Source organism: Bradyrhizobium sp. USDA 10063, from assembly GCF_054063735.1.
On record NZ_JBSSGP010000002.1, the window covers coordinates 8,373,073 to 8,385,811 of the forward strand.

Genomic DNA, 12,739 nt, shown 5'->3' on the forward strand with positions numbered 1-12,739 from the left:
TGACCGAAGGGACTTTCGTGGCCTTGAGATGCAAGATCCCTTGCGGCCGGCAAGCGAATTGCTGTCAACGCCCAATCCGCGACGTTCAATTGCTGGCTCCTTGCTGGATTGATCGCGCATCGAGCTCTTTCAGCATAAAATGCTGGATCTTGCCCAACGCCGTTCGCGGCAATTCTTCCGTGAAGATGATTTCGCGGGGCGCTTTAAAGCGCGCGAGCTGCAACTGCACATGTGCCGTCAACGCTTCCGCTTCAATCCGAGCCCCGGACCGCGTGATCACATAGGCGATCGGCACTTCATCCCAACGCGCATCGGGCCTTCCGACGACGGCGCATTCCGCGACATCGGGGTGCTCCATAAGCACACGCTCGATTTCCGCCGGATAGATGTTTTCTCCGCCGGAAATGATCAGGTTCTTCTTGCGATCATAGACCCAAAAATATCCATCTGCATCGCGGCGTCCGATATCGCCAGTGCGATACCATCCGTTATGCAGCGCCTCGCGCGTCGCTTGTTGATTGCCCCAATATTCGTAGAAAAGATTGGGTCCGCGCACCGCAATCTCGCCTGGGTCGCCTGGCGGAAGCTCGTCACCGGCATCGTTGATAATTGTCGCTTCACAGCACAGGCCGGGCAGCCCGGTCGTACCCTCGCGCGAGTGATCGCCGCCGAGTCTCGTATAGATGGCAATTGGGCAGGTCTCCGTGGAACCATAAACCTGCAGAACTGATACGCCGCGAGCGGTCAAGCGTTCGATCAGGTGCTGCGGCACCATAGTCGACCCAGTGGAGATCGCCTTCAGCGAGGATAGGTCGGTCGTCGGCCACCCTGGATGGTCAGTCAGGGCTTGGATCGTGGCGGGCACCAATACGGCCAGCGTTGGCCGGTCGCGCTCGAACGCTGCAAGCGTCGCCCCTGGCGCAAACCGCGCGTGCATGGTGACCGTCGCGCCATAATGCAAGGCTGGCGTGGTCTGGATATTGAGGCCGCCGACGTGGAACAGCGGCAACACTGTCAAGACATGATCGGCCGAGGTGAGACCATGCATGTGCTGACTCATAACACCATTCCACAGCAAGGCCTCCTGGCGCAGCACAGCGCCTTTCGGCCGCCCTGTGGTGCCAGAGGTGTAGACGATCAGAAGCGGGCAGGACAGGTCGATGTGCGGATTGCGACCGTCGCCGCAGCCTCGGTCTAGCAGGCAATCCCACTTGCTTCCGCCCAGAGGCGCAAAATCGAAGCCGAGGACGAAGGTATCAGGCAGTTGCTCCGCCAGCTCCGGCAGGAGTGCCTCGAAGGTTCGCTCAAGCACCAGCACCTTGGCGCCGGCGTCGGACAGGATGAAAAGCTGCTCGGCGACAGCAAGCCTCCAGTTCAATGGCACGAGCATTGCGCCGAGCCGTGCGCAGGCATAGAGCAGCACCAGATAGTCAGGCCGGTTGAGGCTGAGGATCGCCACGCGATCGCCTCTCTGAACTCCGAGTTGGCTCTTTAGGGTGCGGGCGACCTGCTCGATCCGTCGATTGAAGACAGCATAGCTTAGAGTCTCGCCCTCGAAATGAATCGCTGGCTTGTCGGGAGCGAACGCCGCGTTGCGCTCAATCAGCGTGCAGAGATCCACCATCAGTCTTCCGCTTTCCCTGGCTGGGACGGTACCTGCCTCCCGATGCGATCAAGGGCAGAGCTCCTCAACCTCACTCGGAAGGTGTCGATTACGATTCAATTGCGCAAAGTGGTTTTCATGCGCGGGCGATCGTCACGCCGGTAACTCACTTTAGCTCGACGGAGGCTTGGTGCATCCGACGATGGTGATAAGCGCACCATGACGATATTTTCTTCGGTCTTCTCACTACCGGCTCGCCGCACATATAGGCAACTCTGGGATCTCCATGTTTGAAGCCAACAATGGCCCGGCATTGGCCTTCAGTATGATCGACCAGCAAGACCTTCTTGGAACCGTCGGGTCTTTTCACGTTGCCGCTCCGAGGTACCAGGCAATCTCTTGCAATGTCACTGCGGCCGTGGCGACGACAGTTGCCGACAAAGCCGAATCGAACGTTGTGCGTTTATGCAATTTTGCTGCCATACCGGCTCTCAGCGATCTATCCGGACAGGACAGAACCACGTTTTCGGACTGGGCGCAGTCGTGTGTTGGCCAGGGCAGGGCTAGCTGTCACACGCGGAAAACAGGGTCCTTGCCCAAGCGCTCGGGATTAACTCTGCTTTGACCTCCCTCTGACTTGACCGCCTCCGTGGCAATCCGGATCAGAACGGAAGTGTAACGCCGTTTGGGCGTCTACATCGCAGAGCCTTCATAGTCGCTCGCCACCCGCATCTGCGCGATGAAGAGTCGACAGAAGTGGTGTCGAAAACCGCCTTACGCTGCGCACGGGATTTTCGTTTGCTTGAAGACCCTATTCTTGAGGTCAACCGCGATGCGTTGGAACAACTCCAAAAGTTCCCGGTTCTTGGCGCAAACAGCTGTGCACCAAACCGTCCGGAATGCCCGCCATCCTTTCGAACTCAAACCGAGCGCCGTTTCCCATCCGGTAACGGCGATGCGAAGACAATTGTCCCTCATGTCGAATTCCTCGTGCGGCTCAGGTAACAAGTGCGCAGGCGAAGACGCTCCATCCTGGCGTATAGGCCGCTTCGAGTGCCAGTCTTCGTGGGACTGATCGTGCGATGTGAATCTAACGGATCGAGACACTCGCAATCCCCCTCTTCTTTAGTTACCCTTGAAACGGCCGAAAAACCGGCGCCACCAGCGATTATACAATTTGACGCTACGTGCGATTCAAGCCCCTTTGGGGCTCATCGTGTGAATGCGTCCAATCTTCTGGGCCTCCAAAGGCAGCGACGAAACGAAAACTGAAAAATGCAGCGCAACTGCTCAAAGCATCTGACCGAAGACGGGACGCTAGCGTGGGTCGTGCCAAGAGCTTAAGGCGGGCCTGTGTGAGCGACACAGCTAACACGCGTCGGGTTTTCCTCTCTGGGCTGATCTGCTCGCTGCGATGATGCTGTTCGCCTCTGGGCAAGAAGAAGCGAGCTGCCACAGGAGTGGCTATCGAGACGGTTAGGGGCTACGTGTCACCTGCATGCAGGGCGCCAACTTCAGAACTGTCTTTCGACGTGCGCGCGAATCGCATTTGCCTTGGCGTCAATCCAGCCGCACTTCCAGGCGCTTGCGACCATCTTCGAATAGGTTGCTTCCAGGTTTGGTCATCCTTGGGGCGTCCAGGCAAGGTAGGCACTAGATCAATAGGGACCAGGGCAATGTCCTGCTCAAGGAGCGCGATCCCTCTCAAGGCTGGAGAATTTACGGTAATTGCGCCTTTCAAGACGATCTTGAACCTGGAAAAATCGAAGGGGGCCTCCAGGTGCAACCCCCTTTCGGGCGAGTATTCTATGATCATGACTCGATTCCATATTCGTGAATCGGAAGATGAGCCCAGCAGTAGTTCGCTCCTGGCAACCGCGTGGCAAGGAAGCTGCACTTAGCCGTGCGGTAACGTTCGAAGCTCGTCTCGGAGATTGCGCTTTGCAGAACCGGGACGTCGAGGACACCCGTGATCCCACGGCGCTGTATCGAAACGGTGCACACCCTTGGCGCCATGCCGGACGGCCAACCGCAGCGCGAGGTCCTGCTGATCACCGAGAAGACTCACGCCAAAAGTGCCGTTGGCGAGTATCGCGCTGTAACTCTCGGAACCTGCATTGATGCCGACCAGAAAGGAGGGCGGCTCCATGCAGATCGACGCAATAGGACTGGCCGTTAGCCCACGCCGTTCGGCAGCCGTACCGGTGGCTACAATGGCGACGCCGCTCGCCAGATTTCGCATGGCTTGGCAAAACTCGATTGCCTCAATGGATGGAATATCGCTCATCGGGTAAGGCAATTGGCAGCTCATAGCCCAGTTCCGGGCAGGCACTTGACTTGGAACGCTTTCGTTATACGGAGATCGCTTGGGTTCTCAGATCTCGAATTTGCGCACGCGCAGTTTACGTTTGATCGCAGGAATAATCAGACTGCTCTATACTGCGATTTGGCGATGCAGCTCACCACAATCGGAAGCTCCGATCGGATGGCAAAGTTCAGCGTGCCTCCGCATCGGATCGCATCCGTTCCGCGTCCTCGTCGCGTAGCAACAGCTATGGCAAAGGCGGCCGTACGTCTGAATGGCAGGTGGTCCGTGATCTGTCTGACCTTGCGTCAGTCACTGCGAACTGTTCCTCGGTGTGAAATGGGCGTCGCCGTCGCGCCGTTTTGCTTTCCAATACTGTTGAAAAGGCGCTCTTTCGCAAAGAGAAGACGCCTATCCAGCGTCGCGTGCAACGAACCCCGCAGCTCGGGCGGGATCGAGTCGTCCTTGTCGATCACTTCCCGAAACTTCCGAAACATGTGTTCGATCTTCGCGATCGATCCGAGTACCGTGATCTTCTGCCAGGACATCATTGCTAGTCTCCTTGCCGCAATAGCGCAAATGCGCCAATCCCTGAACCTGCTTGCCTTTCGACGATCTCGGCAGGTCACTTCGCACGGCTCCCGCGATCTAAGCAGCGGTCGGTCCGGCAGGCGCTGCCTCGGCCTGGACCAGCTCGGCAAGGTTGCTATGGTACGCATCCTGCAGCCTGAGACACGTGCCGTTCCGGGCATATACGCCTCATCTGACGAAGCTCCGCCTTCGATTTCCGAAAACCGTGCCATCATTGCTCTTACCGTTTTAGCTAATGCAGGGTCATTCCGGGTAAACGCTGCATTTCTCACATCATCACCGGCCCGCGCTTCTCGGCCGTCGTCAAATGCAGGAGAGCACTGCCTCGGTCCTGAAGCGATTGAGTTCCGCGAAGCTCTAAATGCTGATGTAGCAGCCAGGGTCCAACAGCGGCAACACCTCAATGACATTTGCGGCGAGCCGCATTCGAAGCGAGGCCAGCTCGGCAGGGAGGCTTTGCGCGCCATCACTGCGCTCCAGTCGCAGCTGCCGCCCCGCGCCAAAGCGGCGCACGGGTCGCCGCCGTCACATCGGCCCGCCGCATCAAGCTTTCGCCGACCAGCAAGGTCGAAAATGCCGGCGCGCGAAAGCAGCAAGAGATCGGCGGGGGCGAAGATGCTGCTTTCGCAAACAACCAGCGGCCTTTTGGGAACGAGGGGCGCCAGCGTCTCTCTGGTCGCAAGTGTCGTCTCGAAGGTGTGCAGGCTACCGTTCTTGATGCCGATCATTGGCGAGCGAAGAGTGGGGGCTCGATCGAGTTCCGCGCAGTCATGGATCTCGATTAGCACGTCCATGTCGTGTGCCAAGGCAACAGCCTCGATGTCGCGGGTAGCGCCATCGTCCAGCGCCGTCACGATGATCAGAATACAGTCGGCGCCATGGGCGCGCGCCTCGGCTACCTGATAGGTGTCGAACATGAAATCCTTGCGCAACACCGGCAGATTTGTGGCCGCGCGCGCCGCCACCATGAAATCGAGATGTCCCAAAAAGGAAGGCTTGTCCGTCAAGACCGAAAGACAGATGGCGCCGCCCGCCTCATAGGCTTTCGCAAGCGAAGGCAGATCGAAGTCGGTGCGAATGTGACCCTTGGAGGGTGAGGCTTTCTTGATCTCGGCGATGAGGGCATCCTCGCCTGCACCGTGCCTGTTGCCGATCGCGCTGACGAAGCCGCGCGGAGGCGGCGCACGCCGCGCGAGCGCCTCGAGGTCTGAAAGCGGTAGCGCGCGCTTGGCGGCTGCGATCTCTTCGCGCTTATAGGTTTCGATCTTGGTCGGAATGTCGGACATTGGCCGGCTCGGCGGCTCAAGCGTTGGAGATTGCGATCAGGTGTTGCAATCGGGCCGCCGCGGCACCGCTATCAAGCGATTTCTGGCCGAGAGCGACGCCTTCCTTCAAGGTCTTGGCACGGCCGGCCACGATCAATGCCGCGGCCGCGTTGAGAAGCGCGATATCGCGATACGGACTTGGTCCACCGTTGAGCACGTTTTGCAGCGCAACGGCATTGGCATCGGCATCGCCGCCCTTCAGCTCCTCGCTGCTGCAGCGGGGCAGGCCGGCTTCTTCAGGGGTTACTTCGAAGGTGCGGATCTCGCTCATCTCGAGCGCGGCAACAAAGGTCGGGCCGGTGAGGGTGATCTCATCGAGTCCGTCCGAGCCGTGCACCACCCACACTGATTCAGCGCCAAGGTTCTTCAACACCCGCACCAAAGGGAGCACCCACTGCCGCGAAAACACCCCGACCATCTGTCGCTTGACGCAGGCCGGATTGCACAGCGGTCCGAGCAGATTGAAAATGGTGCGGGTGGCAAGCTCAACCCGGGTCGCGCGGACGTGGTTCATGGCGGGATGATGGGCCGGCGCAAACATGAAGCCGATGCCGGCTTCGTGCACACAGCGACCAACATCTTCAGGGGCAACGTCGATCCTCACGCCGAGGGATGCCAAGACGTCGGCCGCGCCCGAGCGCGAGGACAGCGCGCGATTGCCATGTTTGGCCACTTGCACGCCAGCGCCGGCGACGATGAAAGCCGCGCAAGTCGAGACGTTGACCGAGCCAGAAGCATCGCCGCCCGTGCCGACAATGTCGACGGAATCATGCGGCGCACTGACTCGCAGCATTTTACGCCGCATCGCGGAAGCCGCGCCGGTGATCTCTTCCACTGTCTCGCCGCGCACCCGCAGCGCCATGAGAAGTCCTCCCATCTGCGAGGGCGTGGCCTCGCCCGACATCATGCTGTCGAAGGCGCACGCCGCTTCCTCGCGAGTCAGCGTGGCGCCTGTGGCGACTTTGCCAATGATCGACTTGAAGGCGTCCATCGTGCTTCCGAAGGGGCTTACTCGTTGCTATCGGCGCCGGTTACCTGGGCGAAGGCAGCTTCCTTGAGTGGTGAGCCGAACTCTTTTGTAACTTGGTGACAAGGGCCGCGAGTCGTGCGCAAAACGTGCTTTGCGGCGCTATTTCAGCTGTTTGGTCCCGTCTGATGCAACTCGACGGGCGGCACGATGATCTCGGTGACCCGAACGCGCCCCGCGCGGTGTCACTGTTGCCCTCGGCCTATCCAATGCCGTCCTTGGTCCGGTGGACCTCGGCGAATGGGCCCGCGGGCAGGCCAAGGTTGCATTTGGGCCTTGACGTCCCGCATCGGCATCCACGTTCCACATGAGATCTTGACATTTCTGAATTTCGCATTCTCCGCGCATAATCAGCGCGAGGTCCGATTCGGAGACGCTTCACTTCCATATTTTGCATCCATGCGCTCGGCAATCGGGCTGGCGGCTCAGCCGGTGACTATCGAGGCTTGGAAGGTGCGGTTTGGTCATAAACGGTTTTCAGCCTACAACCTGACGCAACGTAAGATTCAACCCCTTTCGGTGGGACAGCTGAACGTTATTCCATTCTATTGGCCGCCAACGTGCATCTCTCGCATACCTGAGGCACGAGGATACAAGCTGCCAAGTGCAGGCCGAAGCCATCGTGGAAACCAGACTGACTGATTTTCAGAACGCTTGCTGCGAGCGTTTCAGGGCGACACGCTGAAGATCCTTATGCCCGGCGAAAAGAAGAAAAATGCAATGCAAAACGGTGGACGACGTGCCCCTGCCGACTTATGCCGCCGAACGGCGACTCCCATTGTATACTGCCGACGCGCGCGGTGAGGTGGTCGGAGCCGACATCGCGATTCTGCGGACGATCCCAGTACCACGTCCGGCAGCACCCAGTTGATCGCGCTGCGCGGCTCGGTGGACGCAGGCGGGCCTGGGTGACGACCAGCGGATCTTCGACTATAGCGATCTAATCCGAACCCAGCGTTGTCATGTCACTCTTGAAGTAAAAGATCGTCGCGAAGAACAACAACGACCGAGCGCAAAGACGGTACAAAGGCACGCTCGGCTCGGTCCATGTTTTTCGATTCGAGCCAGATCTCCATGCACCAAGACGCGATTGCAATCGCAGCGAGGACAGAAATCATCACAAGGGCTCTCAACATTTGAGGAGAGGCCACAGGAACAGAACCGCAATCGCAACGGCGAGCAAAACAGAGGCGATCCATATCGCGCAGAAGGCCGTCGTTAACGATAACCCGGCGCGATGCAGAGTTCGAGCGTGACGCAGTTGATTATCATTAAATCCGCGCTCGGCGAGCTGGTGCTCGGCATACTCGCCGCAGACATTGCAGGAGATTACCCATCCGCTGCTCCACGCGTCCCGCGATGCAATTTCGCACCAGTCGTCGGCATTACATTTTGAGCACTGCATGGGCGGCTCTTCCTGTGGGCTAAGTCCTGTCCTTAAGCATTGGTTATTTCTTGGAGTTGTTCATTGGGCGGGCTCCTGGGCCGATTGGGGCACGAGAGCAGTCGAGGGGCGGGATGTGGAGTTGACGCGCTTGCGGGACGAAAGTTAACCTCGCCTCCAAAAGCTATAGCGCGCTTGCGCTTCAAGAGCGCTGATCGAGTTTGCTCAACGACATATCGGCATCGGAAACTCGTAGATCACCAGTTGCGTAATGACGTCGTGCTGGCGCTCAATCGTGACCGTTCGGCCGTGTTGCGTCAGAACCTCGTTGTTAGGCATTGGCCGCTCACTGGTGCCTACTGGAGCCGAGCCGGCTTAATCCCAATGTCTTCTAGCTGCTTCGGGAGTTTCGACGCTGGGCACATTGCAACCGCATCCGGCTGTCGTCGGCTGAACTGACGACAACACCGCGACCGTTGCGAATAAAGGCGTTGAGAGCGACCCAAACGGCGCGCTGTTTTTCGCTGATCGTGGCCATCAATACCTCGCCCGATAAATCGCCGACGGAAAGCGAGCGCTCTTTCATAGGCCCAGCGGCTTTGTATTGAAATTATGTCGGAAGCACCCGTCGATCTCAGCAGCGCGATCGATATCGCCGGTCAAGACCAGCGCTAAGGTTTGAGCTGCTCCATTCAAAGGGATGTGGACCTTGCTATCTGCAAACTGGGCTTCTGACAGGACGGATGGCATTCAATCTCTGCCTTTAAGCGCGTCTCCGCGTCTGATCCGACTGTTACATTCTGAAAACGCCGTAATGGGGCGTCTCGATGGGAGCATTGAGCGAAGCGCTCAGAACGATTGCCAGCGCGTTTCTGGTATCGATGGGATCAAGAATGCCGTCGTCCCAGACTTCGGAAGTTGCATAGTAGGCGCTCGATCGCTCCCGATACTCTTCGACAATGGGCTCTCGAATAGCTGCCAACTCCTGCTCTGAGAGGCGTCCACCCCTGCGGGCCAATTGTCTCGCCTTGACATGTGTGAGCACGCCTGCCGCTTGCTCCGCACCCATCGCAGAAATCTGAGAGTGCGGCCAGGTGAACATAAAGCGTGGATCGAAAGCCCGTCCTGCCATGGCGAACGTTCCCGCTCCATGTGAGCCGTTGCAAACGACTGTGAATTTAGGGACCGCCGCCCCGGAAACGGCCATGATCAGCTTGGCGCCATCTTTGGTGATGCCTCGCCGTTCGTATTCGCGGCCGACCATGAAGCCCGTAATGTTTTGCAGGAAGAGCAGGGGCGTCCGGTTCTTGTCGCATAGTTGGATGAAGTGAGCGCCCTTCAGCGCACTGTCGCTGAACAGGACACCATTGTTCGCAAGAATCCCGATCTGATATCCATGAAGCCGCGCGAAGCCGCACACCAGAGACTCGCCATAACGTGGCTGGTATTCGTGGAATCGGCTGCCATCGACCAGACGGGCGATAATCTCCCGCATGTCGAAACGCACTCGAGGATCCCTGGGAATGAGGCCGTACAGTTCGGACGCATCATGGGCGGGCGGCTCCGGAGCGGCTCGATCGATCGAGGCTTTCGTAGGACGATTGAAGCGAGCGACGACGTCGCGGGTAATGGCGATCGCATGCATCTCGGAGCTCGCGAAATAGTCACTCGTGCCCGACACGCTGGTATGCATATGAGCGCCGCCAAGCTCTTCGACGGATACCTTCTCGCCCGTCGCGGCTTTCACGACTGGAGGGCCGCCGAGAAAAATCGCTCCCGTACCCTCCACGATGATGTTGTAGTCGCTAAGCGCCGGTACGTACGCCCCTCCGGCGGTACAATGGCCCATTGCGATGGCGACCTGCGGCACTCCTATCTTCGAGAGAATGGACTGGTTGCGGAAGATTCGACCCGCGTGGTAGCGATCCGCGAAGAACTCCGCCTGCAAAGGCAGGAATCCGCCGGCACAGTCGCACAAATGAACCACGGGCAGACGGTTCTCGATCGCTATGTCCAAGGCCCGCACGATCTTCTTGACAGAGAGTGGATACCATGCGCCACCCTTCACGCTAGCGTCATCCGCGTGAATAATCACCTCCCGACCCGCTACGATGCCGATACCGACGACCTGCGCCGCCCCAGGCACCTCGCCGTCGTATGCCTTGTTAGCGGCCAGTGTCGAAAGCTCGAGGAACGGAGTTTCTGGATCCAGCACAGCCTCGATGCGATCACGAACAAACAGCTTGTTCTGCTGACGCAGGCGTTCAAGATCCCGCTCGGGACGGTTGAAGCGGGCAGCATATTGCCGCTCCTTCAATTTGGCCGCAAGTCGTCTGTTGTGGACCTCGTTGAGACGAAATTCTTGCGATTTGACATCCACCACAGAAGCGATCCGCTGCATTTCAACGGCCTTCCGCGCAGAGCGTAACCAACACAGCACCTCGCTCGAAGTGCTCGCCCTCTTTGAAGTGAATTCGGTCGACCACGCCGTCCTGTGGAGAATGTATGACGGTTTCCAATTTCATGCTCTCGATCGTCATTAAGGCCATGCCTGCGGAAACGGGTTGACCAGGTGAAACGCTGGTCGTCACGACCAGGCCCGGCATTGGCGCGCGGGCCACGAGATGATCCGCCTCATCATTCGCGCAAGCGAGCGTTCGCAACGGGTCGCGGTAATGCAAAATGCGCGTCCTGCCGCGGGTATGCACGTGAATGACCTCGCCGTCGATGGCGAACCTGACCGGTTCGCTTTCGCCAGCGATGGTAAGGACGCCACGACCTTCGCCTTGCTGGAAGAACGCGACCGGGGCAATCACTTTGTTACGCAAGCGAAGGCGATAGCCCTGCTGGCAGCGTGAAAGCGATAACTGATAGTCTACGCCGTCAACTTCGAAAGAGTGTTTCACGTTAGTTTCTCCAGCTGCCCAGCGCCGCGTGAAGCTCGGGCACAGCATCCGCCGATTCGCGGACCGGTCCTATCAGGAGAGCGGCTGTTGCGAGGAAAGCCGACAAGTCGGACGCGGCCTTGCCGGCGGCAATGTGCGGATTTTCCTCGAGATAGCCCGTATGGACGTGTCCGCTCAGAAATGCCTCGTCGGTGAGGATACGCGCGAGAAAGCTCGCGTTTGTCTCGCAGCCGAGAAGAACCAGCTCGCGCATTGCGCGATGAGCCTTCCGCGTAGCCTCAATGCGCGTGGGCGAATGCACGATGATCTTTGCGAGCATGGGATCGAACGCTGTCGTGATCTGCTGGCCTTGCAAGATGCCACTGTCGATCCGTACGCCGTCGCCGTCCGGGTACTCGAGAACAAGTACCTTGCCGGTCGTCGGAACATATCCGCGTTCCGGGGCTTCCGCATACAGCCTGGCCTCGATCGCGTGTCCTTTCGAGACGATATCGGATTGCGAAAATCCAAGCGCGCGGCCCGCGGCGACATAGATCTGTCGAGCAACAAGATCGATGCCGGTGATCATCTCGGTTATGGTGTGCTCGACCTGCAGACGCGTATTCATCTCGAGGAAATAGAACTCCTCCCCACCCAAGATGAATTCGACCGTGCCTGCGTTTCGATAATTGGCCGCGCGCGCGATGCCGACGGCAGTTTCGCAGATCCGCTTCCGCAACCCTGGCGACAGCGCTGGCGAGGGCGCCTCCTCGACGATCTTCTGGAACCGACGCTGCACCGAGCACTCCCGCTCGAAGAGGTGCACCACATTTCCGAAGGAGTCGCCGAGCACCTGCACTTCGATGTGCCGCGGGTTCTCGACATATCGTTCGACGTAAAGCCGACCATCCCCGAAGTATCGCTGCGCCTCATTGCGAGCTAGCGCAATCGCGTCCTCCAACATGTCAATGTCGCGCACAATCCGCATGCCCTTGCCGCCACCGCCCGCTGATGGTTTGACCAGCAAAGGAGCTCCAATGGCCCGCGCCCTGAATACGAACGTCGCTGGCTCGTCTTCTTCGATCGCCGAAGCGGCGATCGGAAACCCGTTCCGCTGAACGAAGTTGCGCGCCCGGATTTTGTCGCCCATCAGTTCTATGCTTTCGGGAGCGGGCCCGATGAACGCAATGCCGGCCTCTATCACCGCCCTGGCGAACTCCGCATTCTCCGATAAAAATCCATAGCCCGGATGGAGCGCAGCTGCGTTCGCCTCGCGGGCGGCAGCAATGATCTGCGGGATATCGAGATAAGCTGCGATCGGCGTGTGACCGCTGATGGCAATCGACTTGTCGGCCATCGAGACGGCCGCGCGTCTCCGCATCGACATCGTGGTAGACAATTGCAGAGCGAAGCCCCAGCGTGCGCAACGTTTTGATGATTCGTACGGCGATCTCGCCTCTATTGGCGATCAGAACGGTGTCGAAGGGTAATTCACGCATTCGCCTATTTGTCCAAACAAGTGCCGGAGGTCGGGAAGTTCGTCATTCGCGAGCGGTTGGTGCTGGGCTCAATTGCCGCATCCGGTCGCCTATCTCCATGGGAGATCCGGCGTTGCCACC

Annotated in this window: 8 protein-coding genes and 2 pseudogenes; all 10 read right to left on the bottom strand. The window is 58.9% G+C overall.

Annotation, left to right across the window (positions count from 1 at the left end; genetic code table 11):
• Window positions 1–85 precede the first annotated feature (85 nt).
• Entirely contained in the window at window positions 86–1,621 is a 1,536-nt protein-coding gene (locus ACVJGD_RS41195; protein WP_456640551.1) for a class I adenylate-forming enzyme family protein, read from the bottom strand.
• A gap of 1,879 nt (window positions 1,622–3,500) precedes the next feature.
• Window positions 3,501–3,914, bottom strand: a complete 414-nt coding sequence (locus tag ACVJGD_RS41200; protein ID WP_456639455.1) for a flavin reductase family protein — start codon at window positions 3,912–3,914, stop codon at window positions 3,501–3,503.
• Between the two features lie 302 nt (window positions 3,915–4,216).
• The gene (locus tag ACVJGD_RS41205) at window positions 4,217–4,459 is read right to left on the bottom strand and encodes a hypothetical protein (protein ID WP_456639456.1); all 243 of its coding nucleotides are present in this window, start codon (window positions 4,457–4,459) and stop codon (window positions 4,217–4,219) included.
• Between the two features lie 506 nt (window positions 4,460–4,965).
• Window positions 4,966–5,785, bottom strand: a pseudogene (gene trpC / locus ACVJGD_RS41210) (indole-3-glycerol phosphate synthase TrpC).
• Window positions 5,786–5,801: 16 nt separating this feature from the next.
• On the bottom strand, window positions 5,802–6,815 hold the full coding sequence (gene trpD, locus ACVJGD_RS41215; RefSeq protein ID WP_456639457.1) for an anthranilate phosphoribosyltransferase: 1,014 nt from the start codon (window positions 6,813–6,815) through the stop codon (window positions 5,802–5,804).
• A 1,811-nt stretch (window positions 6,816–8,626) separates the two neighbouring features.
• Complete coding sequence (locus ACVJGD_RS41220; RefSeq protein WP_456639458.1) at window positions 8,627–8,821, bottom strand: hypothetical protein; 195 nt, start codon at window positions 8,819–8,821, stop codon at window positions 8,627–8,629.
• 207 nt (window positions 8,822–9,028) lie between these two features.
• Complete coding sequence (locus ACVJGD_RS41225) at window positions 9,029–10,636, bottom strand: acyl-CoA carboxylase subunit beta (protein WP_456639459.1); 1,608 nt, start codon at window positions 10,634–10,636, stop codon at window positions 9,029–9,031.
• 1 nt (window position 10,637) lies between these two features.
• A complete protein-coding gene (locus tag ACVJGD_RS41230) occupies window positions 10,638–11,141 on the bottom strand; it encodes an acetyl-CoA carboxylase biotin carboxyl carrier protein subunit (protein ID WP_456639460.1) in 504 nt (167 codons plus the stop codon).
• Between the two features lies 1 nt (window position 11,142).
• Complete coding sequence (locus ACVJGD_RS41235) at window positions 11,143–12,501, bottom strand: acetyl-CoA carboxylase biotin carboxylase subunit (protein WP_456639461.1); 1,359 nt, start codon at window positions 12,499–12,501, stop codon at window positions 11,143–11,145.
• A gap of 40 nt (window positions 12,502–12,541) precedes the next feature.
• Window positions 12,542–12,619: pseudogene (locus ACVJGD_RS41240) on the bottom strand (biotin carboxylase N-terminal domain-containing protein); the annotation flags it as partial.
• Between the last annotated feature and the right edge of the window lie 120 nt (window positions 12,620–12,739).